The organism is Chryseotalea sp. WA131a, assembly GCA_025370075.1.
Lineage (GTDB): Bacteria > Bacteroidota > Bacteroidia > Cytophagales > Cyclobacteriaceae > ELB16-189.
In genome coordinates this window covers 3,206,252-3,230,404 of the sequence record CP073016.1, presented here as the reverse complement: position 1 = coordinate 3,230,404, position 24,153 = coordinate 3,206,252, and the positions used below count along the sequence as shown (strand labels likewise).

28 protein-coding genes and 2 tRNA genes are annotated in these 24,153 nt (G+C 43.2%); 10 read left to right on the top strand and 20 right to left on the bottom strand.

Annotation, left to right across the window (positions count from 1 at the left end; all coding sequences use genetic code 11):
- Nucleotides 1-5 precede the first annotated feature (5 nt).
- Nucleotides 6-497, bottom strand: coding sequence for a hypothetical protein (locus KA713_14905; GenBank protein UXE65746.1), 492 nt, complete (start codon nucleotides 495-497; stop codon nucleotides 6-8).
- A gap of 91 nt (nucleotides 498-588) precedes the next feature.
- On the opposite strand from KA713_14905, the gene prfA reads away from it, so the two are divergent.
- Entirely contained in the window at nucleotides 589-1,656 is a 1,068-nt protein-coding gene (gene prfA / locus KA713_14900; protein ID UXE65745.1) for a peptide chain release factor 1, read from the top strand.
- An 87-nt stretch (nucleotides 1,657-1,743) separates the two neighbouring features.
- Here prfA and KA713_14895 read toward each other — a convergent pair whose 3' ends face one another.
- The 4 genes from KA713_14895 to KA713_14880 form a co-directional block, all read right to left on the bottom strand.
- Complete coding sequence (locus tag KA713_14895) at nucleotides 1,744-2,286, bottom strand: hypothetical protein (GenBank protein UXE65744.1); 543 nt, start codon at nucleotides 2,284-2,286, stop codon at nucleotides 1,744-1,746.
- A gap of 53 nt (nucleotides 2,287-2,339) precedes the next feature.
- Nucleotides 2,340-4,118 carry a long-chain fatty acid--CoA ligase gene (locus KA713_14890; protein UXE65743.1) on the bottom strand — a complete coding sequence of 593 codons (1,779 nt, stop codon included), beginning with the start codon at nucleotides 4,116-4,118 and terminating at the stop codon, nucleotides 2,340-2,342.
- Complete coding sequence (locus KA713_14885; GenBank protein ID UXE65742.1) at nucleotides 4,115-4,939, bottom strand: alpha/beta fold hydrolase; 825 nt, start codon at nucleotides 4,937-4,939, stop codon at nucleotides 4,115-4,117. The genes KA713_14890 and KA713_14885 overlap by 4 nt, the downstream gene beginning before the upstream one ends.
- An 87-nt stretch (nucleotides 4,940-5,026) precedes the next feature.
- Nucleotides 5,027-5,863, bottom strand: a complete 837-nt coding sequence (locus KA713_14880; protein UXE65741.1) for an alpha/beta fold hydrolase — start codon at nucleotides 5,861-5,863, stop codon at nucleotides 5,027-5,029.
- A gap of 151 nt (nucleotides 5,864-6,014) precedes the next feature.
- On the opposite strand from KA713_14880, the gene KA713_14875 reads away from it, so the two are divergent.
- Nucleotides 6,015-6,212, top strand: coding sequence for a hypothetical protein (locus KA713_14875; protein UXE65740.1), 198 nt, complete (start codon nucleotides 6,015-6,017; stop codon nucleotides 6,210-6,212).
- 1 nt (nucleotide 6,213) lies between these two features.
- Here the strand turns inward: KA713_14875 and KA713_14870 are convergent, their stop codons facing one another.
- The 8 genes from KA713_14870 to KA713_14835 form a co-directional block, all read right to left on the bottom strand.
- Nucleotides 6,214-7,578, bottom strand: coding sequence for an aldehyde dehydrogenase family protein (locus tag KA713_14870; GenBank protein ID UXE65739.1), 1,365 nt, complete (start codon nucleotides 7,576-7,578; stop codon nucleotides 6,214-6,216).
- Between the two features lie 41 nt (nucleotides 7,579-7,619).
- On the bottom strand, nucleotides 7,620-8,312 hold the full coding sequence (locus KA713_14865) for a gamma-glutamyl-gamma-aminobutyrate hydrolase family protein (GenBank protein UXE65738.1): 693 nt from the start codon (nucleotides 8,310-8,312) through the stop codon (nucleotides 7,620-7,622).
- Between the two features lie 7 nt (nucleotides 8,313-8,319).
- Nucleotides 8,320-9,468 carry an iron-containing alcohol dehydrogenase gene (locus KA713_14860; GenBank protein UXE65737.1) on the bottom strand — a complete coding sequence of 383 codons (1,149 nt, stop codon included), beginning with the start codon at nucleotides 9,466-9,468 and terminating at the stop codon, nucleotides 8,320-8,322.
- Between the two features lie 58 nt (nucleotides 9,469-9,526).
- Complete coding sequence (locus KA713_14855; GenBank protein ID UXE65736.1) at nucleotides 9,527-9,832, bottom strand: type II toxin-antitoxin system RelE/ParE family toxin; 306 nt, start codon at nucleotides 9,830-9,832, stop codon at nucleotides 9,527-9,529.
- Nucleotides 9,825-10,079, bottom strand: a complete 255-nt coding sequence (locus KA713_14850; GenBank protein ID UXE65735.1) for an addiction module protein — start codon at nucleotides 10,077-10,079, stop codon at nucleotides 9,825-9,827. Before KA713_14850 ends, KA713_14855 begins: the two co-directional genes overlap by 8 nt.
- A 71-nt stretch (nucleotides 10,080-10,150) precedes the next feature.
- Nucleotides 10,151-11,509: a glutamine synthetase gene (locus KA713_14845; GenBank protein ID UXE65734.1), complete on the bottom strand. Its 1,359-nt coding sequence runs from the start codon at nucleotides 11,507-11,509 to the stop codon at nucleotides 10,151-10,153.
- Between the two features lie 127 nt (nucleotides 11,510-11,636).
- Complete coding sequence (gene eat / locus KA713_14840; protein ID UXE65733.1) at nucleotides 11,637-12,953, bottom strand: ethanolamine permease; 1,317 nt, start codon at nucleotides 12,951-12,953, stop codon at nucleotides 11,637-11,639.
- 90 nt (nucleotides 12,954-13,043) lie between these two features.
- Entirely contained in the window at nucleotides 13,044-14,156 is a 1,113-nt protein-coding gene (locus KA713_14835) for an amidohydrolase family protein (protein ID UXE65732.1), read from the bottom strand.
- Nucleotides 14,157-14,664: 508 nt separating this feature from the next.
- On the opposite strand from KA713_14835, the gene KA713_14830 reads away from it, so the two are divergent.
- Entirely contained in the window at nucleotides 14,665-15,777 is a 1,113-nt protein-coding gene (locus KA713_14830; GenBank protein UXE65731.1) for a tetratricopeptide repeat protein, read from the top strand.
- A gap of 180 nt (nucleotides 15,778-15,957) precedes the next feature.
- Nucleotides 15,958-16,845: a YegS/Rv2252/BmrU family lipid kinase gene (locus tag KA713_14825; GenBank protein UXE65730.1), complete on the top strand. Its 888-nt coding sequence runs from the start codon at nucleotides 15,958-15,960 to the stop codon at nucleotides 16,843-16,845.
- A gap of 34 nt (nucleotides 16,846-16,879) precedes the next feature.
- Here KA713_14825 and KA713_14820 read toward each other — a convergent pair whose 3' ends face one another.
- The 3 genes from KA713_14820 to KA713_14810 all read right to left on the bottom strand — a co-directional run bounded on the left by KA713_14820 (nucleotide 16,880) and on the right by KA713_14810 (nucleotide 18,777).
- Nucleotides 16,880-17,185 carry an RDD family protein gene (locus tag KA713_14820; protein UXE65729.1) on the bottom strand — a complete coding sequence of 102 codons (306 nt, stop codon included), beginning with the start codon at nucleotides 17,183-17,185 and terminating at the stop codon, nucleotides 16,880-16,882.
- 59 nt (nucleotides 17,186-17,244) lie between these two features.
- A complete protein-coding gene (locus KA713_14815; GenBank protein ID UXE69147.1) occupies nucleotides 17,245-18,513 on the bottom strand; it encodes an IS4 family transposase in 1,269 nt (422 codons plus the stop codon).
- A 105-nt stretch (nucleotides 18,514-18,618) separates the two neighbouring features.
- Entirely contained in the window at nucleotides 18,619-18,777 is a 159-nt protein-coding gene (locus KA713_14810; protein ID UXE65728.1) for an RDD family protein, read from the bottom strand.
- 77 nt (nucleotides 18,778-18,854) lie between these two features.
- Between KA713_14810 and KA713_14805 the strand changes: the two genes are divergently transcribed.
- Nucleotides 18,855-19,376: a DinB family protein gene (locus KA713_14805; protein UXE65727.1), complete on the top strand. Its 522-nt coding sequence runs from the start codon at nucleotides 18,855-18,857 to the stop codon at nucleotides 19,374-19,376.
- Nucleotides 19,377-19,560: 184 nt separating this feature from the next.
- Here KA713_14805 and KA713_14800 read toward each other — a convergent pair whose 3' ends face one another.
- Nucleotides 19,561-20,127 carry a hypothetical protein gene (locus tag KA713_14800; GenBank protein ID UXE65726.1) on the bottom strand — a complete coding sequence of 189 codons (567 nt, stop codon included), beginning with the start codon at nucleotides 20,125-20,127 and terminating at the stop codon, nucleotides 19,561-19,563.
- 111 nt (nucleotides 20,128-20,238) lie between these two features.
- Here KA713_14800 and KA713_14795 point away from each other — a divergent pair, with 111 nt between their 5' ends.
- The 3 genes from KA713_14795 to KA713_14785 all read left to right on the top strand — a co-directional run bounded on the left by KA713_14795 (nucleotide 20,239) and on the right by KA713_14785 (nucleotide 21,118).
- A complete protein-coding gene (locus KA713_14795; protein ID UXE69146.1) occupies nucleotides 20,239-20,793 on the top strand; it encodes a DUF1572 family protein in 555 nt (184 codons plus the stop codon).
- An 82-nt stretch (nucleotides 20,794-20,875) separates the two neighbouring features.
- Nucleotides 20,876-20,948: transfer RNA gene (locus KA713_14790), tRNA-Gly, on the top strand.
- A gap of 84 nt (nucleotides 20,949-21,032) precedes the next feature.
- A tRNA-Leu gene (locus tag KA713_14785) sits at nucleotides 21,033-21,118 on the top strand.
- A gap of 383 nt (nucleotides 21,119-21,501) precedes the next feature.
- Here the strand turns inward: KA713_14785 and prmA are convergent.
- A complete protein-coding gene (gene prmA / locus KA713_14780) occupies nucleotides 21,502-22,332 on the bottom strand; it encodes a 50S ribosomal protein L11 methyltransferase (protein UXE65725.1) in 831 nt (276 codons plus the stop codon).
- An 82-nt stretch (nucleotides 22,333-22,414) separates the two neighbouring features.
- Here prmA and KA713_14775 point away from each other — a divergent pair, with 82 nt between their 5' ends.
- Both KA713_14775 and KA713_14770 read left to right on the top strand, forming a co-directional pair.
- On the top strand, nucleotides 22,415-22,636 hold the full coding sequence (locus tag KA713_14775) for a type II toxin-antitoxin system HicB family antitoxin (protein ID UXE69145.1): 222 nt from the start codon (nucleotides 22,415-22,417) through the stop codon (nucleotides 22,634-22,636).
- Nucleotides 22,637-22,743: 107 nt separating this feature from the next.
- Nucleotides 22,744-22,833, top strand: a complete 90-nt coding sequence (locus tag KA713_14770; protein ID UXE65724.1) for a type II toxin-antitoxin system HicA family toxin — start codon at nucleotides 22,744-22,746, stop codon at nucleotides 22,831-22,833.
- 4 nt (nucleotides 22,834-22,837) lie between these two features.
- On the opposite strand, the gene rpiB is transcribed toward KA713_14770, so the two are convergent.
- The gene (rpiB, locus tag KA713_14765; GenBank protein UXE65723.1) at nucleotides 22,838-23,269 is read right to left on the bottom strand and encodes a ribose 5-phosphate isomerase B; all 432 of its coding nucleotides are present in this window, start codon (nucleotides 23,267-23,269) and stop codon (nucleotides 22,838-22,840) included.
- Between the two features lie 3 nt (nucleotides 23,270-23,272).
- Complete coding sequence (gene tatC, locus KA713_14760) at nucleotides 23,273-24,112, bottom strand: twin-arginine translocase subunit TatC (GenBank protein ID UXE65722.1); 840 nt, start codon at nucleotides 24,110-24,112, stop codon at nucleotides 23,273-23,275.
- Nucleotides 24,113-24,153 lie beyond the last annotated feature (41 nt).

The window sequence follows — 24,153 nt, the reverse complement described above, 5'->3', positions numbered from 1 at the left end:
CTTTTTTATTTTTTGATTTGTTTGATCACCTCACGTTTAGACATTTTTATGCCTACCACTTTAATCAATTCTACAGAACCATCCGGATGGGTTTTCATGAATGGCTTGGTATAAAAAATAGAATCGACACCCATCTTTTGCACATTATCCGTAAGCTGTTCACTGCCCGCACCCAGGTAGGCTTCAATCATTTTTTTTTCCACTTCGCGCAGCAGCGAATCGTTGGCATTAAGTGCTTTGATGTTGACATGAAAAGCTTCTTGTAAAGAGTCAATAAGCTTTTGGTTCATCAGTTGCTGATCGCGCGCCTCCAAAGGCGCAACGATGGTGCGACCGTACTCAAATGCCGCCTCTGTAATGGTCGCCTCGGGTATTTTCACAATCTGGCTCGACTCCATTTCATCTTTTATTTTCCTTTTCTGTTCATCAGACAATCGGCCATTGCAAGCCATCATCTGAATCGCCAAGACAAAAACAACAACTTTCTTCACGTTCATACTCATGTTTGATTTGGTAAGAGGTATCAAATCTAAAAATCTAACGGCACAAATCTAAAATCTAACCCTTACCTTTGCCTGATTTTTAATTATGATAGAGAAGTTAATAGAAATAAAGAACCGCTTTGAAGAGGTTGGCCAATTGTTGGTGCAGCCCGATACGCTTAGCGACCAAAAGAAATTCGGTCAGTTAAGCAAAGAGTACCGTGATTTGGAAAAAGTGGTGGTGAAGTTTGATGCCTATCAAAACGCAATAGACGGAGTAAAGCACGCAAAAGATTTATTGGCGAAGGAGAAAGATCCTGAAATGCGTGAATTGGCCAAGCAAGAAATTGAAGAGCTTGAACCAAAAGTAGACGCCCTTGAAGCGGAGATCAAAGAGCTGCTGATGCCAAAGGACCCCAACGATTACAAGAACTGCATTTTGGAAATCCGTGCTGGCACCGGTGGCGATGAAGCCGCCATATTTGCGGGCGACTTATGGCGCATGTATCAGCGCTACTGCGATCGGGTTGGGTTAAAGATGTCGGTGCTAGATGTAACGGAAGGAACGGCCGGTGGTTACAAAGAAGTAATCAGCAGTGTGGAAGGAGATGGTGCCTACGGAATCTTCAAATACGAATCGGGTGTTCATCGTGTTCAGCGCGTGCCCGAAACGGAAACACAAGGGCGTGTTCATACCTCGGCAGCGTCAGTAGTGGTTTTGCCAGAAGCCGAAGATGTGGATGTAGAAATCAATCCAGCCGATATCGAAGTGATCACCTCGCGCTCGGGTGGTGCCGGTGGGCAGAACGTAAATAAAGTAGAAACAAAAGTGCAGATGACACATAAACCTACGGGTATTGTGATCACCTGCCAAGTAGAGCGATCGCAACATGGCAATAGGGCACGTGCCATGGTGATGTTGCGCGCGAAGCTTTATGAACTTGAAGTAGAAAAGAAAAATGCCGGCATTACGGCCTCACGCAAAAGTCAGGTGCGCAGTGGCGATCGATCTGAAAAAATCAGAACCTATAACTATCCACAGAGCCGCGTAACTGATCACCGAGTGGGTTACACCCAACACAACTTACCGGCTGTAATGAATGGCGAGATTGATGAATTTATCAATCAATTAAAAATTGCTGAGACGGCCGAGAAGATGGCGAATGCTACTTAATTTGAAAATTTGAAGATGAGTTCAATTTGAAAATCTAAGTCCAGTTTGATTAGCATTTTCAAATCTTCAAATTGCCTCATTTTCAAATTAGTTTTTATCGTCCTCCGAGTTTTTGATTTGTTCGTCTAATATTTTATCGATGATGGCCAGTTGACGTTCATCTATTTTTTGATTTACCCTCGCTTGCTTTTTCATGAAACGGAACATGGCATTCTTTTTTATTTCGTAGGCTATAAAGACCGTGTATTTCTTCTCTTTGTCGTTATAGTATTTCTTTTCTCCTACTTTGCGCAAATCGGCCAAGTCAGTATTCATTACTTCGCGGGCCAAGCTCTGAAATTTCTCGGCAACATCGGCACCTCGTTCGTTTTCAGTTTGACCTTGATAATTGTCTGCCACTTGCTTCATGGTGGTGTTTACTTGGCCGGCCAAATAGGTCTTTGCTTCGATGTCGGCCTTGCCCCTGGCAATGTTATCCGATGAGCTTTCTCCTTTGCCAGTAGCACGAAAGAAACGATTGTTGGATTCGTAGGCGTTTCCGCTGAAGGGCTCGCTTACTTTTTTACCAAAAGGGCTATTGGCACACGAAGAAGCCACCAACACAACAAAAGAAAGCAGGATCATTTTCATAGTGATACATTTAATTGCTACGAAAATAAGTAAAAATTGTGCCAGAAAGTGGGCTACTCCAAATACAACTTTTCTATCTCTTGCCGATGCTTCTCTAATAGCTTCGCGCGCATGATTTTAAATGACGTAGTCAAATGCCCACTCTCGGTGGTCCATTCCACATCGCTTAACACAAATTTTTTAATGCGTCTGTAGTTTTCTAACGTTTCATTCAACGCGTCTACTTCCATTTGCATTTTGGCCATTACTTTGATGTTGTGGATCATGTAGGTGGGCGAAGTCCAGTGGATGTTGTTTTGGTCGCACCAATTTTTTAACACCTGAAAGTTGGGCACCAATACGGCACTCACAAATGGTTTGTTGAAACCTACTACCAAGCATTGAAAAATAAAAGCAGATGCCACGAAATGATTTTCCAAGGGCTGTGGCGCAATGTAAATACCTGCCGTGGTTTTAAAGATATCTTTCTTGCGATCGGTAATGGTAAGGAAATGTTTGTTAATCATTTTTCCTACATCGCCTGTTCGAAACCATCCATCGGTTGTAAATACCTCCGCATTTAGTTCGGGTCGTTTGTAATAGCCAAGCATGATGTTGGGGCCTTTGATCAAGATTTCGCCTTCACCATTTTCAGTGGGTTCATCCAATTTTATTTCAACGCCCGGCACGGGCAAGCCCACCGTTCCAAACTTGTGAAAGCCTGGACGGTTTACACTGATGTAAGGCGAAGCCTCCGTCATGCCATATCCCGCCAAGGTGACCACGCCAGCAGCAGAAAACAAGCGACTGATCTGTGGACGTAAAGCGGCTGCCCCCACGGCCATGTACTTGATATGGCCACCCAATGCACGCTTCCATCTGTAAAGAACCAAGTGACGGGCGAAAAAGAGTTTCATCCCAAAAAATAAACTGACTTGCTTTTCATCGCGGTATTTTTCGCCTACGGCCATTGCCCAGCCAATCACTTTTTTTTTCCACCAGTTTTTTTCTGATTGCTGTTCGAGTAGAATGTCATACATGCGTTCAAGCGTTTTGGGCACGGTGGTGCAGAAGTAAGGTTGGACGCTCTTAAAATCAGTGCTTAACAGACTCAGGTTTTGACTAAAATAAATATTCACACCAAAGGCAATGTAAGCACAGCAACTGGTGCGCTCAAAAATATGACTGAACGGCAAAAAACTCAACGCGCGCTGGCCCGCTTGCAATGGTAAAATGGGCAAAATAGATTTGATGTTGCTGACTACGTTGTGGTGCGTTAACATTGCGCCTTTTGGCTGACCTGATGTGCCACTGGTGTATAGAATAGCAAGCAAATGCTGGGGCGTAATCTTTTCTTTTTGCGCTTCTAGTTGAGCCATTGAAAAATGATCTGATGCGCTATCGTTTAAGGCTGGAAAAAATCCTTCTGATTTCTCTTCTAGGTGAAAAAGCATTTTTAAAGAAGTGTTATCCAAAAGATCTTTAGCTTTACGATAGAGTTCAGTATCCGCTGTAATGCATAACACCGCTTCGGTCTCCTTTAAAATAAAAGTCATTTCCTCCGGTGAAGACGTGGGATGAATTGGCACCACCACCAATCCTATCTGTTGACAGGCAAAATCAACCATCATCCAACGGGGGCTGCCCATGCGTGGCACAATCGCTATTCGTTGACCTTCCGCAAAACCATTTTGCATCAACCAGCACGAAATGTCGTCAATGGATTTTTGCGTCTGAAGTGTAGAGAGGCTTTGCCACTTTTCGTTCTGCCAATAATTGAGGCAGTTGGCTTGCGGATATTTTATGGCCTGATAATTTATCAGATCAAACACGCGAAGAAAATCGATGCTCATGGAGTAGCAATTTTAGATGGTTCTACATAGAGCACATCGTAGAGCACTTCAAAAAAGGCCGAAAAATCAGGCAGGTTATTGTGCCTGCCTCCCTCAATGGCATGAAGTGTAACCTTGTTTGGAAACAAGGCTTTTAGTTTTTCACTCTGCTGAAAGGAAATCAATCTATCTTTCGTGCCATGAATGATATGAACGGGACAGGTTACTTGCTTCAAATACAAATCTGTTCGCAAATCATAATTCAAAATCCACTGGAGTGGGAGAAAAAAAGCATAGCGTTTGGCATTATACAAAAAACTAAAATAAGGCGAATCCAATACAAGCAATCGGGGGTGATTTTGCGAAGCCACGTGAGCGGCTATACCTGTCCCGAATGAACGACCGAAGACCACAATTTGATCTTGTCGATAATTCTCCAGCAGCCATTTGTACAAAAACTGAGCATCATCAAATAATTTTTGTTGTGTTCGCTTGCCTTTACTTTTTCCGAAGCCGCGGTAGTCCATCATAAAAAAGTCATACCCATTGCTCACAAAATCTTTTGCAAACTTGCCCCACCCTTTGATACTCCGTGAATTGCCCTTCAGATAATAGATTACTCCACGCGAGTTAGGAACTTTAAAATGAATGGCGTTGATCTTCCCTCCATCGGGCATATCAAAATCAAGTTCATCAAAAGGAAAAGCATATTGATATTTGAAATGCGTGGCTAAAATCTCAGGGCGGAAGAAAAACAGGTGCTGAAAGAATAATATGGCCAAACACAAACCTGCGTAAACACAGGCCATAACCACCACCGTGTAAATCAATGTGCTAACCATTTCGTAAAAAGTAAGAAATAATGATAAGAAAAAAAAGCTTAATCCTATAAGGTCTTTACGCAAAAGTAAAAGAATACCTTATGGGATTTACCGTAGTACTTCGGCCAGTCGGGAATGGTACTCTTTAAACTCACGAAGGTTGCCATGTGTACCGTGCGGAATAATGAAAAATTCGTCTCCGTCTTTCAGCAATGGTTTTAATCGCAAAGCCGAACTAATGGGTGTAACCAAATCATCGGTGCCATGAAAAATGACTTTGCGGTAATTGGTTTGTAAAAGATGATCGCGATTAGAGAAGGTATAGTCAAAAGGCAATATGGAAAAAACAGGCTTGAGCCATGGCACAATAGCACCACGCAGTTCATCAAACGGAGTTTCTAAAATCAATAATTGTGGTTTGGCTTCCATAGCTAATCGCGAAGCCACCGCGGTACCTAACGAGCGACCATACACCACCAATTGCGGAATAACCAAATTGTTTTTCGCCCACAACCATACCAAGGCCGCGTCTGCATACAGAATTTCTTCATTGGGCTTGCCCGTACTTTTGCCATAGCCCCGATAGTCCATCATCAACACTTCGTATCCGTGCTTCGTAAAATCCGATGCGTAGTTTCCCCAACGTTGAAGATTGTCTCGATTTCCGTGGAAATATAAAATCAAACCCTTTGGTGCTACGGATGTTTTGAAATGAATGACATTTAGTTGGTGACCATCGGGTGTATTGATAAAATGCTCATCAAAAGATTGGTTGAAAACAAACGCATGCGAAGCATCCAGCCGCACGCCTTGAAAAATCAATTTGTCTTGCAAAAATTGGAAAGCCATTACTAAAATTACAAAAGTGGCGAGCAAAATGCCCAATCCCTTTTTCAGCCGATTTTGCCACATCCTACTTCGGTAATTGAGTTGAGCGACAGTCATCAGCAATGTTGGTGTTGGTGGTTAAAATTGCCTGTTGCTTAGCTACATAGTCTGCAGCAAGGCCGCAAAGATACCTATTTCAGTGCAACTGATATTTGTCATTTTTTGACAAACCAAAAGGCCCTAAGATTGATACACTAAAATCACGACTATGAAACGTATGCTGATCTCGTTGAAAAAGAAGGTTGACCCTTCGCACAAACTGATTGCCACCGAATATGTGACGGATGAAGAAGTAAAAGCAATCCGCAAAAAATACGGCAATCAATTTCTTCCAGATGAACCGATCGTTCAATACCTGAGTGATCAGTTGGTGATGATTTCTTTTTTGGTGTGGATGGAGGATTGAATTAACCCCTCATCTGATACGCCTTCGGTTTGGTAAAAGCCCGCAGCCCTGCATGCGATAAAGTTGCGCCAAAACCAGAATGGCTTCTACCGCTCCATGGCACTGCCGCGCTCACGCGGTCACAACAATTCCAATAACCCGTGCCTGAATTAATTTGTTGTAAAATATTTTCCGCACGCGACTTGTCAGCACTATAAACCGATGCCGTCAATCCATAATCAGAATCTTGCATCAACTCAATCGCCTCCGCATCGTTTTTTACTTTCATAATACCGATCACAGGGCCGAACGATTCTTCGCGCATGATATCCATCTGGTGAGTGACATTTGTCAATACGGTCGGTTCGAAATAATTTCCTTTCCCCTGTATCTTTTTTCCGCCAAGCAAAATATTTGCTCCTTTCTTCGTTGCATCCTCCACTTGGTTTTGCAAAACCTCCAATTGTTCTTGCCGTGTAATGGCACCAAAATAAACACTTGGCTCTGTTGGCGCGCCTAGTTTCCAAGTCTTTACTTCCTTCACAAATTCATCCACATATTGTTCGTAAATTTTTTCATGAACATAAATCCGTTCCACCGCACAGCAGCTTTGCCCGTTGTTGTAGAAAGCGCCATCGGCCGTACCTGCTGCCACCGCTTTTACATCGGCCACATCATCGGCCACATACAAGGGATCTTTTCCGCCCAACTCACATTGACAAGGTACCATCTTGGCGGAAACACGTTCATAAATATATTTTCCAGTTTTATAAGAGCCTGTAAAAAAATATCCGTCACACGGCAAACTCAATAAAAGTTCACCTACTTGCTTTTCGCCCACAGCTACTTGAAAGACAGCATCGGGTAGGCCGGCTTGCTTTAACTTCTTCTTCATTTCCAATCCCGTAAGTGTAGCATATTCAGAAGGCTTGTAAAGTACACTATTGCCGGCTAGCAAGGCCGGAACAAAAACATTGACACCTACCAGATACGGATAGTTCCACGCAGAAATATTACAAACAACCCCCAGCGGTTCGTACGAAATTTTTTCGGTGAGATTGTTCTCTTGCACCATCACTTCATCCGCCAAGTATCTCTCGGCATGGGATGTCAACCATTGGATGCGCGACCTTGCTCCATTTACTTCATTGCGCGATTGCTGCAACGGTTTTCCTACTTCAGATGTAAGCACTGCAGCCAACGATTCGATGTCGGCCTCCAACAGTGAAGAAAATTTTTGCAAGACTTTGATCCGCTCGCCCAAAGGAACATTCTTCCACCGCTTTTGGCCTTCTTTCAACAATTGAAACTTCTTAGCAACAGAAACTTGATTGTCTTCTGTTAATTCAGTGATGATTTCTGCGGTGGCTGGGTTGATTATGTGCATGGTTATCGATTGAAAATCTGTTGAAAAAATTTACTTGCCAATTATTGCTTTCCGATCGCTTCTAGAAAATGCTGTTTGATTTTGAATGACAAAGCATCTTGTTGATTGAGCATGCGCTCAGGGTGCCACTGCACTAGTGTAAGCGATGGTTTACCAATTGGATTGATTCGCTCCAGCCCTTCAATGACACCATCTGCAGAAAAGCAATTGGCGACTAATCCTTTGCCTACATGTTTTACGGCTTGATGATGTGCACTATTTACTTTACCCGATTGACATTCGGTAATTTTACTCAATTGACCTTCTGGATCAATTTGAATGGAGTGGTAACGATCGTTGCCTTCGCCAAACTTGGAATGATTGAATCTTCCAAAAGAAGGCAAGTCTGGAATTAAGGTGCCGCCAAAAAACACATTGGCGATTTGCAAGCCTCTGCAAATGCCCAACACCGGTAGGCCATGCGATTGGGTGTAGTCCAAGACTTTTAAATCAAATTCGTCCCGCCTTTCATCCACATCATCTGGATAACAGAACTGCAACAAATCCATACGGTTGTAAAATCTTGGGTGCACATCTTCACCTCCGGTAAAAAGCACACCTTCGCACTTCTTTACCTCATCAAAAGAAAGCGTGTACCCTAGCTTTACTACTTCCACATTCCTATCGCTCGAAATCCAATCGGCATACTTTGCATATTTGCTGCAATCGGTAACGCCTACTACGATTTTTTTCATAAAGATTTTATAGCGCCCGCAAGTACAATTGTTTAAAATCGTCTCGCGAAACGGGTTTCGGATTATTGGGATGCGCAAAATCGGCAATGGCCAAATCTGCCAAGGTTTCAATATGTTCTTGCTTCACTCCAATTTCGCTCAGCTTGTGTGGTATTTTTATTTTCGTATTCAAGTCAAACAAATAATTCACTACGGCCTCGCCTGTTTCCTCTTTCAATTCCAACGTGCGTGCAATACGTTTGAATTTGTGTTCAATTCCTGCCACGTTAAACTGCATCCCGTAAGGAATATTCACCGCATTTGCCAAGCCATGGTGAGTATCCAACAACGAAGAAAGAGGATGCGCCAACGAATGCACCACGCCCAACCCTTTTTGAAATGCCACAGCTCCCATTAGCGAGGCAATCATCATTTTGCTGCGCGATTCCAAGTCGGGTTTGTTCACTGCTTGCTCCAGCGATTGATGGATGAGTGATATGCCCTCCAATGCAATTCCTTCACATAACGGATGTGGCATTTTTGCGAGATAGGCTTCCATGTTATGAGTGAGCGCATCCATGCCTGTGGCGGCCGTTACAAACGGAGGTAAATCAAATGTAAGTTCAGGATCGGCAAAAATTATTTTAGCCAACAACTTTGGTGCAAAAAGAATTTTCTTTTGATGTGTTGTATCATCGGCAATGATTGCACTTCTTCCTACCTCACTACCGGTTCCGGCCGTGGTGGGAATCGTAAGGAAGTGAGGAACATCGTTGGTGACAAAAACATCACCACCGATCAAGTCATCGTATTTAAATAAATCTTCGCGGTGATTGACACGCAACAAAATGGCGCGGGCCACGTCTAAGGCAGCGCCTCCACCAATGCCAATAATGCAGTCGCGATGGGTTGCATCATACACGTCTGTGCCTTTGTACACGTCTGACTTCACTGGGTTTTTGTGAATGTCACTAAATACTTCGGTGGAAATATTTTTTTGCTGAAGTTCGGCTATTAGTTTTTTGAAGAACCCCAACTGTGCAACCGTGGGGTCAGTAACCACGAGCGGCTTTTTCAAATTATTTTTATGTAGATAGTCTGCTAGCTCGTGGCGCGAGCCTGCTCCAAAACGAATGGTGGTTGGGAAATTGTATTGATAGATTTTGTCGAAGGTCATAGACGGTTGTGAATCATTATTGTTTTGTATTTACTCTAAAGTTGAACAGCTTTCTACCTTAGTATTTCCGTGTTGGATTTCTGGATGTGTGAAAAATTGAAACTATTCGAATGATTCTCTTCCTCCCGTTTATCCGATAAATGATGAGAAATGGAAAAACGGGTACTGGCGTCTCTCTATATGATTTAAAACGAATTGGAAATTTGATTGGCGTTTGTTCTATCTTACGAATATGCTCTGCTATCTCGTTTAAAAAGCGGTCGCCTAAACCGAGCTGTCTATCCTCATACCAGTTCCAAGATTCAGCAATTTCCCTTTGAGCCTTGCTTGAAAAAATAGTGCGATAGATGGAATGTCTATCCATACTTCTTTTTACGAAGCTTAGTGACTGAGCTCTTCAACTCTTCCAGGGTAAATCCTTTATCGGTGCCATCCTCAAGTGCTTTATAACGTTGGTCAAGCTCTCGTGTTACCTCTTTATCTTTCCACCATTCTTGCGTCTGCTCAATTTCGCTCTCCAGTAGATGATAAATGGCCGATAGTTTTTTATCATCAGCAACACGGATATAGTCGTAAAGTTTATGTCGGATAGCTAAAGTTGAATTATTCATGTTTCAAATTTACGAAAAATATTCGCGGCATTAAGGCTTTCAATTTTTGAATTCGTGTTTGGTGGCCTGACTCAAATAATCTCAAAATACCTCCTGTACTCCCAATCCGTCACGGCCTTTAAATGTTGCCGCCACTCCCACTCGCGCGTCATGGTAAAATGCTCCACAAATTTTTCACCCAAGATCTCGATGGCGATCGATGAGCTCTTCATCTGTTGTGTGGCCTCGTGCAGGCTGCTGGGCAAAATTCCGTTTGAAAAATCGCGGTAACCGTTGCCAATGGTTTCGGGCTGGTTAAGTTTTAATTTCTTTTTGATGCCATACAAACCCGAAGCCAAGGCTGCTGCCATTGCTAAATATGGGTTTACATCCGAACCAATGACGCGGGTTTCCAACCGGCACGATTTGCTGCCACCCGATAAAACACGCAACGCCACGGTGCGATTGTCCACTGCCCAAGTTAACGTAGTGGGTGCCCAAGCTCCTTCCACCAATCGCTTGTAGCTGTTGATGGTGGGTGCGTACATGGGCAAGACGTGCGGCAAGCAAAACAATTGCCCGGCCACATAGCTCTTCATTACCTCACTCATGTTGTGTTTATCTTTCGCATCGAAGAAGAGATTTTTTTTCGCGACTTTGTCCCACAAACTTTGATGTACGTGCCCGCCACAGCCTGGAAGATTTTCGCTAATCTTTGCCATAAACGTGGCTATGACACCATGCTGGTAAGCAATTTCTTTCACTGCTGTTTTAAATAACGTAGCACGGTCGGCTGCTTCAATCACTCCCGCATATTGAATAGCTGCCTCCAAAACTCCTGGACCTGTTTCGGTGTGAAGTCCTTCGAGAGGAACATCAAATTTTTTGAGTAAGTCGAATAAGTCGGAGAAGAGCGGGTTTTGCAACGTGGTGCGCAGAATGGAGTAACCAAACATGCCCGGTGTCAGTGGCGTAAGGTTTTTGTAATTCTTGTCTTGCGCACTTTGTGGCGTCTCTTGAAAATTGAACCACTCAAACTCTTGCGCAAAAAAGGGAGTAAAGCCCTCGCGCTTTGCATCAGCATAAATTTTTTTAAGTAACTGTCGAGGACAAACGAAAGAAGGGTTTTCTTTCATATCCACTACTTCTCCCAAAAAGAATGGAAGATTGTTCTCCCACGGAATTTTTCTGAACGTGTTAAAGTCAATTCGTGTAGGTGCATCGGGGTAGCCTGAATGCCAACCTGTGTACTTGCCATTATCGTAGGCTGCATCATTCGCATCCCATCCGAAAACCACATCGCAAAAAGTGGTAGCACCATTGCTGAACGAAAGAAATTTTTCGGTTGAAATATATTTGCCACGCAAAATGCCATCGATATCGGCATAAGCAATTTTCACTTTCCCCGATGGGTGTTTTTTTACGTAATCAAAAATAGTTTTGGTGGTCATAGAATTAAAAAGATTAATTGCCACTAAGGCACGAAGACACTAAGATTTACAAATTCAAGTTTCCTCCAAGCTCGTGTCTTTATGGCGCAAATCATTGTCTACTATACAAACTGAAATATTCACCCGACTACATATGCTTCGCTTTAAACACCTTAAATATCCCATAACTTATTCCAATTATCAAAAAATAAATCACAACCAATTTTACATTGTAAATAGCCATTGCCACAAACGAAAACGTAGCAATGAGCAGTGCCACGATTGGGAAAACGGGATAAAGCGGAACGCGAAACGGCCTCGGTAAGTTGGGTTCTACTTTGCGAAGATGAATCAATGATAACATAGAGATAACATACAACGTCAACGCTCCAAAAACTGCGATGGTAATAATCTCGCCCGTCTTGCCTGAAAACAATGCCAGCAAACCCAACCCCATATTGACGAGCAAGGCATTAGCAGGCGTTTGAAACTTGTCGTGAATTTTTCCGAGCATCGCAGGCGCATAGCCCACTCGACCAAATTCATAGGTAGACCGTCCTGCTGCAAGCATCAACCCATGAAACGATGCAATCAATCCGAACAAACCCACCACCAACAGAAAACGATAGCTCCAAGAATAGCTATCTACAATATAGCCCAATGCCAATGGCAACGGAGAGTCAGAGGTCGTTCCATCGGAATTGAAAACAATTGCTTCCCAGCCGGCCACACCAACGGAACTGAGAAACGTAATGATGCACAAAACCACAAGTGTTCCGATCGCAGAACCAAACCCAACCAAAATAGTGCGCTTGGGGTTGATGGCTTCCTCCGCCAAATTAGCCACACCTTCAATCCCTAAAAAAAACCAAATCGCAAAAGGAATAGAAGCAAAGACACCGGCATAGCCAAACGGAAGAGCATTTTGCTGCAGGTGACTGAATTGAAATTTTGAAAACGTGAGGAGACTGAAAAATACCAAAGCGGCTACTGCTAAAATGGTAATGACCAGTTCAAACGTGGCAGCCACCTTCACGCCCGAAATATTCAACGCTACAAAAAAGAAATAGGCAGCGACTGAAAAAACCAAAATCGATACGTCAGTAAAAAAGATATTTCCGTAGGATCCAATTGCAAAGGCGATGGCGGGCGGAGCAAAAATGAATTCAATATTTTGTGCCATGCCCACCACGAAACCAACATCCTTACCAAAGGCACGCGTTGCATAATCAAATGCTCCACCTGCTTTGGGTATGGAGCATGCTAATTCGGTATAGCTAAATGTAAAGGTGATGTACAGGACGATGATGAAAAGCAATGCAATGCTCATGCCCAACGTACCTCCTTTTTCCAATCCTAAATTCCAACCAAAGTAGTTGCCTGAAATCACATAGCCTACGCCCAAGCCCCACACCATCCAAGGGGAAAGAGAGCGTTTAAGGTGTGTATTTGTTTCGGGGGTCATCTACAGTAAATATAACTGTAAATCTCTAGGCAGTACAAGCTATGGTTAATATCCTCTCGCGAGGTGGCAGTTTTGACATGGACGTATTTTTTACTTCGGAAAGATACGTGAATCCATATTCGGCAAAATGCTCAGCGCGTTTTTATAGTAAATCTTTTTCAATATTTCGTCTGGCAAACCGATGCCGTACATGCGCCAAAAGGCATGGTAACGTTTATGGTAAGGAAAATATTCATCTTCTGTTTCCAGCACGCGAAAGTACGTTTCATATTCATCGGGCACCCAACTGTCTTTTCCAAATAGCACACGGTTTTGATACTTGGTCAAAAAAGCTTTGGCTGCGCGCGGTTGCCTGCCCAGTTCGGCAATCACTGCACCTATTTCGGTGTACATGTTGGGGTATTGATCCATGAGCTGACTTAATTTATTCAAATCGCTGCCAAACCAGCCGAGGTGTGCATTGATGAATTTTGTTTTCGGATGTTTCTTAAAGATGTTGTGTTGCTCGGCAATAATGGTTTCCCACTTGACCGAATCGGTGTCGTGTCTTCGCCCGGGATGCAGCTTTAACTCTAGCCAGCGTTCGTTGTTTTTATCGATTGGCTCCCAAAATTGTTTAGGGTCCGCTGCGTGAATCAACACGGGTATCCCCAACTCACCACACTTGGCCCATACAGGGTCGATGCGCGGATCATCAATATGAATGCGCCTGCCTTTACTATCGCGGTTGAACATGCCCAAGCTTTTGTAAATTTTTAATCCCTTTGCCCCACGCTTTACATCCATTTCCAATTGCTTCACCGTGCGGGCTGTCCAGTCGGCATCATCGATGGCGCCAAAATCAACATTGGTAAACAACACAAAGCGCGAAGGATATTGCTTGGCAATGTTGTCGATGGATTTTTCCAAATGATCGCCACTGCTACGAAAACCACGGCCACTCAAATTAATCATCACAGCCATGTTAAGTTTGTCCATTTCTTTGATGAGCCCACTCAAGTCGGCATTGTTCATATTGCCCTGATGATTGTGAATATCGATAAACGGAAATTTTGCTCGAGTCAATCGGTGCTCTTGCACCTTTAAACTGCTGGGCGGTTCGTATTCTTCAAAATCCATTTTCATATCGAGCGGGCGCTCTTGCGCACGGGCATCAAACGACAGCCAAAAGAGGCAGAAAGCAGTTAAAAGGAGTTTTTGCATAAAGCTAAAGTACGGCAATGCGTGAAATACGGTTTAAAATTTACATCAATGGTGTAAACGGAAATTTTTACTCGACAATTTGCAAGTTGGGTTAAACGCTTAATGATGACGGGTGTCTAAGAGGCCTACGTACTTCACGAAAACAATTTTATTGGAAAAGATCAAACAGGCACTTCACCACACCACGCGAGTTCTTCAACAGGACGTTTTCATTTTCCGGCAAATGATCCTTCAATCGGAGGGAGGAAATTTACCTCTCAAAATTATCGAGAAGCCAAAACCTGATCAAGGAAATTGAAGAGGTGATTTCGGGTATCAACCAGCGCCCGGTAAATTTCGATAGAACTAAGTAGAAGCCATTTCAAAAATACTCCATTACTGGATACTTGTGCGGATAAGCGTGCTGGGATATCCGTGGCAGACCCCTACGAAAACAAGGGCAATTTAGTGGGGTAGCAACTTTCAATCAAAAACTTCTTAACTTGCTCGCGTAGCTGAAATCTTTGCGATGAAAAAGTTTTTACCCCTTGCCGTTTGTTTTTTTTACACCGTAGGTCTTGCCCAAACGCTCGATCAACAACTGGATGTGGCGAAACGAAAAATCGCCTCCCTCAATTTTATCGAGGCCAAGGTCGACCTCACCAAAATTTTAGAAGCTAACCCCAAAAGTAAAAGTGCCTATGTGCTGCGCGGTAAGGCAAAGATTGGCTTGCGCGATTTTTATGGTGCCATTGGTGATTTCAATTTCGCCTTGGATATGGACTCTACGTTGGCCGAAGCGTTTAACTACCGTGGCGAGGCCAAAGTAAATTTAGGTGATGATGATGGCGCGATTGCAGACTTGGATAAAGCCATTCGTTTCAACACAAAATATACCGAAGCCTACACCAACCGAGGGTTTGCCAAATACAACACCGAAGATTTACAAGGTGCTTACTTTGATTTTTCAAAAGCCTTGGAACTTGGACCCGCGGACGATGATAAATATTTCAATCGAGGAATTGTAAAATCAGAGTTGGGAGAATACGTCAGTGCCATTGACGATTATAGCAAAGCCATTGAACTGGATAAGAACGATGCCAACCTGTATAACTACCGTGGTGTAGCCTTTTACAATACCAGCAACTTTGACAAAGCCATTGCCGATTACGACCAAGCCATCAAGATCGATGCAAAAGATCCGTTGAAATATGAAAACCGTGCGTTGGCCAAAACTGCCAAAGAAGATTTGAAGGGCGCATTGGAGGATTACAACAAATCATTGGAATTAGAGAATGACGACCCCGAAACTCTTAATCTGCGGGGCGTGCTCAAACACACCATGCAAGACTATGAAGGAGCCATTGCCGATTACACCAAAGCCATTGAATTGGACGGCATCAATCCCACCTACTTTGACAACCGCGCGTTGAGCAAAACCAGCAAAGAAGATTTTGCCGGAGCGGTAGAAGATTATTCTGCTTCCATCGACATTTACCCCAACGATGCCGAAACGTATTATCAACGTGCGCTGGTAAAAATTTCCATGAGCAATAACTACGATGGATGCTTGGATTTCAAACGTGCCGAAGAATTAGGTTCTGCCGAGGCAAAGGCGGCCATCAAGAAAAATTGTAAATAAATTTCACTGTCACTGCGAAGGTGCGGTAAAAATAGAGTTGATTTTTTTGAACCACATAGGAACATAGACACATAGAAATTCACCTAGATGTAATCATAATTTGTCTTTGTGTGCATTTACGATTTTCCCAATGTGCCTAGGTAGTTCATTACTCCTCCTTATATTCTTACACTTACCAAGTTGAAAATCGCCATCATCTTAAACGGAATCTCTTCGAAGAAGATAAAGTTTTACACCGACATCCTACCTGCGCTGCAAGCGAGCTTTGCTATTTCCGTTTTCGAAACCAACCATGCGGGTCATGCGCAAACATTGGCCGCAGAGCTTGGAAAAAAATATTCAGTGTTGATAGCCGCAGGAGGCGATGGCACCTTGAACGAAGTATTGAACGGCATCATGACCCTCGCTGAACGCCCAGCCCTCGGGGTTATTCCATTGGGTACAGGCAATGATTTTGCGGGTGCTTGCGGCATGTTGGCTACTGCGGCTAGTATCCAAGAGCGGTTGCTTCAACCTGCACATCCTACCGACATTGGAAAAATTATTTGTCACGATGCGGACGGCCAGCGCATTGAAAAGTTTTTTATGAATGTGTGCAGCGTAGGGATGGGGCCTTCCACCGTTAGTCGTATGAAGACAAAGCCCGCGTGGCTAGGCAGCAACGGAAAATACTTACTGTCGATCTTGCAAACTTTCTTTATGCACCGGCCAGAAAAAGTAACAGTACATACCGAAGGTTTTGAATGGACGGGCAAGGCCCGTGTGGTAGCCATTGCGAATGGAAAATCGTTTGGCAACAAAATTTACATTGCCCCACATGCCAAAGCAGAGGATGGCATCTTTGATATTTTTATTGGGGGAAATGTTCCCCTGCTAAAATTTCTGCTCTACCTGCAGCAGATTAAGGCAAAGAAATTAATCCAATCAACCGATGTACACTATACGATGGGGAAGAAAATTGAACTTAGTGCGGAGCAAAAAGTAATGCTGGAAGCCGATGGTGAGTTGGTGGGGTATCTGCCAGCTAGGGTTGAAGTGGCTTCCGCCAAGATAAATTTTTTAAGATAGTCTCTTGGTTTCCCAAGAGGCTACTAAAAAAAAACTATTTTTTATTGACTACAAGAGTCCCTGCAATGATATCATGCAATGCTTGTTTCTTGGCTGTGAAGGCTGCAATGATATAGCCAATAAGCATGGTGAAGTTGGATAGCAAACGGCAAAGGTTTCTTACCAATGCTTTTGAGAAATCTAGTTTCCCTCCATTCATATCCGTCACAATTATTCCCAGTGCCATTTTACCTAATGTTGCTTGATTTTTAGAAGACTCCATAAAAGTGAAATAAAGCACTTGAATAACCATCGCTAAAATCCACGTTGCGCCCATTGCAGCCATGAGTGCCCCCATCATTCCTACAGCAGCTTCAGGATCTGAAAAGTCAGGTTGAGAACCAATGTCGTTAAGTTAAGCTAGATGTGTTTGTAGTTCATATAGTGTTGTTGCTTGGGCCTGTGGTTGCGTGGGTTTTTTCTGTTGGGCCTTACTATTTCCCTTGTGTTATATACAATATCATCAAAGGCGGCAATGGCCTGTTTTATCTTGCTTTTTAAGAACATGCTTATGGCCACTGCTTTGGTATTGGCATAAGCGGTTGTCCTGTTTATTTTCTGGGGATGTTTCAAGTCTTTGTTGGCTGCATATTCTGCTTTTACCTTTTGCTCGATGGGGAAGGCGAAGGCTGCGCACAGGCTCATCATCATGGCCTTGGCATAAATGTCCTGCTTGACCGACACTGCGGATTTTCCTGTGAAGGCTTCGATGTTGACCCTTGATTTGAACATTTTAAAGCCCTCCTCTATGCCCCAACGCAAGTGATAGACTTCTTTAAAGTCTGCAAGCGGATATTTCTGTGTGTCCAACAAAGAGGTACACAGGATTTCGGTAAGGCCATTGTCGAGCAAGACTTTTACTAACCTGCATTTCACTTTTTGTTTCATTTCTGGGTACTGGGCCCCGTATTCTTTTCTGTCTTTGTCAGAGGGTTCAAACACAACTTCACTATCCACTGCGTTGCTTTGCGCAAAGCTGTTGACCTGTAACCACCAGTCCTCTTTCATGCGCACACAAAATTCGATCCCCTTGCCGGCCAGGATACCCAACAACGCTTTGCTTGGATAACCCCTGTCCATGAGCAACAGGTCGCCTGCCTTTACTTTTTCTAAATGCTTGTACAACAACGATTTTTCACTGCCCCCCTGGGCTGCCACTTGCGCATCAAGGGTAAGGTAATTGCCCACATCGTAGAGAAAAGATACCGTTGCCAAGCTTCGCTGTACATCGGCATTGGGGCCATAGCCCACTGTACCAAACCCCTGGGCAATGTCTTCACTGTTGGGCAATAAAAGACGGCTTCCATCCAGGCCAAGCACACGGTGGTTGTTATATCCAAGGTAAGGGGCACCTTCATAAAATTCGTTGCAAACCAACTCATTGAGCTCTAAAAATGCTTCCGGCTTTAATTGCTTGCGGCTTTGGCTAAAAGCACTTTTGGTGATGCCACGGATATTGAATTCCCTTCCGTGGGCCTCACGTATAAACTTGTCCATCTCACGTTGGAGCGAGGAGTTGCCCATCGTTAACATGCTCACTATCAAATGCCCGAAGGGAAGTTTCCGGACCCTTGTAAATGCCCCCTTCGAACCGTCTTTTGAACGGCTTTTAAAATTGTCATTTGATATGTGGTTTAATAGTTTCTCGGATAGGTTTTCTCGGTACTGGTTAGATACAGGTTCGAATGCAACATGCCCCTTATACTATGCCATAAAAATAATCACTTTTAATCGTCATTTCCTTAACTTAACGACATTGGGTTGAGAACTAAAAAGTCCAAAACCTAATGCTCCTAATATAGGCACAAAAATAAAAGTCTGCACAACCCCAATAATGATTCCATCGATCAGGACTGCGCCAAAACGTTTCCAAAATCCAGCATAATTTTCCATAATATTTGAGGTTTAAGTTTTTAGGTGATGTAAGTTATCAATACTGATTAAAAAAGCAAAACCACTACCTTTATCAAATGAATAAATCTCTATTAACCTACTTCGCTCAACTCGAGCAACAAAAAGACAACCTCCTTAATGAGCTTAGTTCTCTTTCCATTGAAAAACTCAACTCCGCACCTGCCGGCAAATGGTCGATTGCGCAAATCGTTGCCCACCTCATCACGGCCGAGCGGCTCTCCATCCAGTACATGCAAAAGAAAATTCAGGGCATTGAGCAAGCTGGCGATGCAGGTATTGTTGAAGAAGGAAAGCTAATCGTGCTGATCATCAGTCAGCGGCTGCCCTTGCGCTTTAAAGCACCCAAATTGGTAAAAGAGTCAACACCCACCCTTTCAACCTTGCCCGAATTAACTGCCCAATGGGACAGTGTGCGTTCTGATTTAAAGCAACTTCTTGAAAAAATACCCGATCACTTAGTGAAGCGCAAAATCTACAAACACGTGTTTGCGGGCAAATTAAATTCGCGACAAGCACTTATCTTTTTTCGCGAACATTTCATCCATCACCTTCCCCAAATTCAGCGACTTACGCACTAAGCTTTCTATCTGTTCAGCTTGCCAGAAAGGCAAATAATGTAACCAGCCAGCCAATGATTTTGAAAGGTTTTGTAGATAAGATTAAATGCATGCGGACTTGATTTCTTCTTTGGGAAAGTGATTTTGAGGCCGAACTAAAAAACAAAAAAGGGCTTTTGACGAAGCCCTTTTTTTATTGCCTGATTTAATTTCCGTCCCCTTCTTGTTCTCCTTCTGATTCCTTTAGTTCTTCGTGCATTTTATCTTTTGTAACCGGTTGCCCATTCGAATCGAAAACTGTTACAGTTTTAGAACCTCCACCACGAGTAAACACCCTGTAAAACACTTCACCTTTTTTGGTTTTAAATTCTTCACCACCCATCACTTTCATGCCTTGCGCTTTTGTCTCTGCTGCCGATTTGATATTCGCTGGCAATTGCTCTGCCTTCAAGTATTTTGATGAACTTAAAGCAGTGCCATCTTCTTTGTAACGAGCCCTCGAACGAATTCCATTTTGATCATAAATTGCTACATACTTCACATACGATTTTTCTGATTTGCCCTTGGCCTCATGCTTTTCCCAACGTATGGCAGTGGCTCCAGTGGCACTGAATGCATTTTTCACAGCATCGGGCACTTGGCTGGCATCAATGGTTTGACCGCTCACTTTCCCCTCGCGAGCTTCCCTAGCTTGGCCAGCTCTTTTTCTGCCTTGCGCCTGCGCGCTAAATGCGAGCGCAATTATTAACAAGCAACTAATTAATGTTTTCATATTATAAATTGGTTTTAGTTCCATTAGAGGTGAAATTTACAAAATGGTTTAATGCCAAAAATCTTTTTCGTGTTCCCTGTCGTTTAAATCGCTAAGTAGAAAACAGATATGATAGAAGAAAAATTTCTGGAAAGCGCCATTAAGTTCTTTCGGTATTACAAGAAATTAGGAGAACAAGCCATGGCACAGTTAACCGATGAACAGATGATGAAAAAGCCCAACGAGGCAAGCAACAGCATTGCCTTGATTGTTCACCACCTCAGCGGCAATATGCTTTCTCGCTGGACTGATTTTATGACCACCGATGGTGAGAAAGATTGGCGTAATCGCGAAGCCGAATTTGAAGAGGCTTACCCTAATAAACAAGCCATGCTGGTTGCTTGGGAAAAAGGATGGACTTGCTTGTTGAATGCCCTTGATTCTATAAAGCCTGATGATTTGCTGAAGGTAATCTATATCCGAAACGAGGGCCAAACCGTACTTGAGGCCATTCAACGGCAGTTGGCCCATTATCCACACCATGTGGGTCAGATTTTGTACCAAGCCAAGATTTTGAAGGGTGATGAATTCGAGTCATTGTCGATCCCCAAAGGCAATTCAGGGGCTTTTAATGAGAAGCACTTTGGCCAGCCCAAAGAAATTAGGCATCCTACGGATAAATTGTGATTTGGAAATTTAAACTGGGAGATTAACTTTGCACTCCCTTTTGGGGGAATTGGGCTCAAAAGCTCGGTTTAGGAGTTGATAAGCGGGAGTAGCTCAGTTGGTAGAGCACGACCTTGCCAAGGTCGGGGTCGCGAGTTCGAGTCTCGTTTCCCGCTCAGAATGGACAGAAAATGCCCCTCGCTAAGCGGGGCATTTTTGTTCTGGTTCGGTGGTATTTGGCTGCTGAATTTTTTTGAAATGCCCGGGTGGTGGAATTGGTAGACACGCAGGACTTAAAATCCTGTGGATAGTAATATCTGTACGGGTTCAAGTCCCGTCCTGGGTACATAATGAAGCCTCGATGAGAGGCTTTTGTTTTTTACCGCTTCCATATTCTGAATTGATAGACACGTCCCGCTGAAAGCGGGATAGTAATATCTGTACGGGTTCAAGTCCCGTCCTGGGTACATAATGAAGCCTCGATGAGAGGCTTTTGTTTTTTACAGCTTCCATATTCTGAATTGATAGACACATCCCGCTGAAAGCGGGATAGTAATATCTGTACGGGTTCAAGTCCCGTCCTGGGTACATAATGAAGCCTCGATGAGAGGCTTTTGTTTTTTACAGCTTCCATATTCTGAATTGATAGACACGTCCCGCTGAAAGCGGGATAGTAATATCTGTACGGGTTCAAGTCCCGTCCTGGGAAAGCCTCCTCCGAGGCTTTTCTTATTTTCTCTCAAGTAAAACCGCAGCCCAGGTCTCCCTATCTTTTCTGCTTACCTCCGTCAACTGATGTTTATTCGCTTCGTTCAACAAGTCACCAATATCGTGGGTATAAAAACCGCTGATCAATAGTTGCCCACCCGCAACTAAATAATTTGCATAGCTTTTCATTTCTGAAAGTAGAATGTTCTTATTGATATTAGCCAAAATGAGGTCGAACTTTCCCTCAAATTTCATATCGTCAATTTTGCCTTGATGGATATGAATGTTCTGACAATGGTTGTTTTGTATGTTTTCGGTTCCGTTGATCACGCTCCACTCGTCAATATCAAAAGCTTCAACCTCTTTGGCTTTTAGTTTAGATGCCATGATGGAAAGAATAGCCGTTCCGCACCCCGCATCCATCACGCGTTTATTGGTGTGATCTATATCGAGCTGACTTTGAATCATCAAGTAAGTTGTTTGATGATGCCCTGTACCAAACGACATTTTGGGTGTAATGATAATCTCGTAGGGATATTGCTTTTCGATTTTGTGAAACTCGGCCCGAACCAAACAGCGATTGTCCACAATAATTGGCTGCAAGTTTTTTTCCCACTCCTCGTTCCAATTTTGCTTTTTTACCTGATCGTAAAAAAACAGCAAAGGGTTTACTGCTTTATATTTTTCTTTGATACTATCAAATAAGTCGGCATTGAAATTTTTTTCTTCAACATACGCTTCAAAACCTTTCTCGGTTTCCATAAACGTGTCAAAGCCAGCCTCTGCAATTTCGGCCATTAAGATTTCAGTGAATTCTAAGTCGCAGACTACTTGCAGGCGGGTGTAGTACATAATAAGGGAATAAATTAAACAGCTGCAAGTTCAAAATTTTTATTGTCTTCTAATTGATGTAAATTTGATTATGGATAATAAAATATTAACCTATCGAGTGCTGCTCAACGAAGAGCCCGAGGGCGGCTTTACAGTTACCGTTCCAGCTTTGCCCGGATGTGTGACCTATGGTGAAGATTTAAATCATGCATTATCAATGGCCAAAGAAGCAATAGAAGGTTATGTGTCTGTTTTAAAGGAAAGTAACGAGCCTATTCCTGACAATAGTGCAACACTAGAGTATTCATTGGCCATTTCCGCTTAATGACCCCAAAAGACATCATTAAGGAACTAGAGGCCAGAGGTTTTTTACTCAAAAGAATCAATGGAAGTCATCACATCTTTTAGCACCCTGACAGTAAAAAAGTAACTGTGGTTCCGATGCATAAGAAAGACCTACCGAAAGGAACACTTCATGCCATTCTTAAGCAATCCGGTATTGAAAGGGATGATCTTAGATGAACCTTTAACACCCGATTTTATCTACTCTTTTGGTGTGCCGCCCGCCTTCAAATGCAGTATGGATAAATTTGTCCAGCATTATTTCAGCTAGCTCTTTTGAAACATGCCTAGCGGGAATGCAGAGGATATTAGCATTGTTGTGAGACCGAGCTAGTTCTGCCAATTCTTCTTTCCAACAAATGGCAGCACGAATGCCTTGGTGTTTATTGGCCGTCATGGCCACGCCATTGGCGCTGCCACAAATCAATAAACCTAAATCAAACTCCTTCTTTTCTATAGCCGTTGCCACGGGATGCGCAAAATCTGGATAATCGGCAGAGTCAGTCGAGTAGGCTCCAAAATCTTTGGTGGTATACCCTCTTTCTGCAAGCCAGTTTTTTAAATGCTCTTTGTATTCAAAGCCAGCATGATCGGCACCCAGCGCGATTGTACTCATCGTTTATAGATTTTGTTGATCGGCACGCAATTGTGCCTCTTCATCTTTTAACTTGTTTTTAACTACCACCGAAGAAATATAAATACTGATTTCAAAAAGTATGTATAAAGGTAGCGATATCACCGTTAAGCTAAAAGGATCACCGGAAGGTGTAATGACCGCACCCAAAATCAAAATCACCACAATGGAATGTTTACGGTAACTGCGCATCAACTGAGGTGTAACAATCCCAATCTTCGACAGAAAATAAATCACCATCGGAAATTGAAATAATAATCCGCAACCCAAAATCAAACTTGAAATGGTAGACACATAAGAAGTAATGTCAAACTCGTTTACAATTTTAGGGCTGATGGAATAAGTCGACAAAAACCAGATTGTCATCGGGCTAAGAATGTAATAACCAAATAAGATCCCCGAAAGGAAAAGGAAAGAGATGGCGGCCACTGCCCCGCGTGAATATTTTCGTTCGGTTGATTTCAGTCCCGGCTTCACAAACGACCATAGCTCCCATGCGAGGTAAGGAAATGCACAAATCAACCCAATCACAAAAGAAGCCGTGAGCGACATCATGAACTGACCGGTCATGTTGCGGCTTTGCAATTTAAATGGGAAATCAGTTATGCACAGTTCCTCGAACCCTAATGCTTTGCCGATCGAACACATCCATTTGAAGGTGGGAAAACTTACTTCAGTAGGTGCAAACACTACCAGATCAAAAATCTCCTCAATGAAAATAAAGGCCAAAATCATAAAAACAAACATCGCTATGGATGACCGAACCACGCGCCAGCGCAACTCCTCCAAGTGATCGAGGAAAGACATTTCTTTTTCTTCAGCCATAGTAAAATGATTCAAGCGGCTTCAAACCAACCTGCAATTTG

Excerpts from the sequence above, each read along its gene's own strand:
- KA713_14875 (UXE65740.1), top strand. The coding sequence starts at position 6,015 with ATGAAACGTATGCTGATCTCGTTGAAAAAGAAGGTTGACCCTTCGCAC.
- KA713_14855 (UXE65736.1), bottom strand. The coding sequence starts at position 9,832 with ATGGATAGACATTCCATCTATCGCACTATTTTTTCAAGCAAGGCTCAA.
- KA713_14830 (UXE65731.1), top strand. The coding sequence starts at position 14,665 with ATGAAAAAGTTTTTACCCCTTGCCGTTTGTTTTTTTTACACCGTAGGT.
- rpiB (UXE65723.1), bottom strand. The coding sequence starts at position 23,269 with ATGAGTACAATCGCGCTGGGTGCCGATCATGCTGGCTTTGAATACAAA.
- KA713_14850 (UXE65735.1), bottom strand. The coding sequence starts at position 10,079 with ATGAATAATTCAACTTTAGCTATCCGACATAAACTTTACGACTATATC.
- KA713_14835 (UXE65732.1), bottom strand. The coding sequence starts at position 14,156 with ATGCAAAAACTCCTTTTAACTGCTTTCTGCCTCTTTTGGCTGTCGTTT.
- KA713_14865 (UXE65738.1), bottom strand. The coding sequence starts at position 8,312 with ATGAAAAAAATCGTAGTAGGCGTTACCGATTGCAGCAAATATGCAAAG.
- KA713_14880 (UXE65741.1), bottom strand. The coding sequence starts at position 5,863 with ATGACTGTCGCTCAACTCAATTACCGAAGTAGGATGTGGCAAAATCGG.
- KA713_14810 (UXE65728.1), bottom strand. The coding sequence starts at position 18,777 with ATGGAAAATTATGCTGGATTTTGGAAACGTTTTGGCGCAGTCCTGATC.
- KA713_14800 (UXE65726.1), bottom strand. The coding sequence starts at position 20,127 with ATGAAAACATTAATTAGTTGCTTGTTAATAATTGCGCTCGCATTTAGC.
- KA713_14905 (UXE65746.1), bottom strand. The coding sequence starts at position 497 with ATGAACGTGAAGAAAGTTGTTGTTTTTGTCTTGGCGATTCAGATGATG.
- tatC (UXE65722.1), bottom strand. The coding sequence starts at position 24,112 with ATGGCTGAAGAAAAAGAAATGTCTTTCCTCGATCACTTGGAGGAGTTG.
- KA713_14845 (UXE65734.1), bottom strand. The coding sequence starts at position 11,509 with ATGACCACCAAAACTATTTTTGATTACGTAAAAAAACACCCATCGGGG.
- KA713_14895 (UXE65744.1), bottom strand. The coding sequence starts at position 2,286 with ATGAAAATGATCCTGCTTTCTTTTGTTGTGTTGGTGGCTTCTTCGTGT.
- KA713_14870 (UXE65739.1), bottom strand. The coding sequence starts at position 7,578 with ATGCACATAATCAACCCAGCCACCGCAGAAATCATCACTGAATTAACA.
- KA713_14805 (UXE65727.1), top strand. The coding sequence starts at position 18,855 with ATGAATAAATCTCTATTAACCTACTTCGCTCAACTCGAGCAACAAAAA.
- KA713_14885 (UXE65742.1), bottom strand. The coding sequence starts at position 4,939 with ATGGTTAGCACATTGATTTACACGGTGGTGGTTATGGCCTGTGTTTAC.
- KA713_14860 (UXE65737.1), bottom strand. The coding sequence starts at position 9,468 with ATGACCTTCGACAAAATCTATCAATACAATTTCCCAACCACCATTCGT.
- KA713_14890 (UXE65743.1), bottom strand. The coding sequence starts at position 4,118 with ATGAGCATCGATTTTCTTCGCGTGTTTGATCTGATAAATTATCAGGCC.
- eat (UXE65733.1), bottom strand. The coding sequence starts at position 12,953 with ATGACCCCCGAAACAAATACACACCTTAAACGCTCTCTTTCCCCTTGG.
- KA713_14820 (UXE65729.1), bottom strand. The coding sequence starts at position 17,185 with ATGATGGGGGCACTCATGGCTGCAATGGGCGCAACGTGGATTTTAGCG.
- prmA (UXE65725.1), bottom strand. The coding sequence starts at position 22,332 with ATGTACTACACCCGCCTGCAAGTAGTCTGCGACTTAGAATTCACTGAA.
- prfA (UXE65745.1), top strand. The coding sequence starts at position 589 with ATGATAGAGAAGTTAATAGAAATAAAGAACCGCTTTGAAGAGGTTGGC.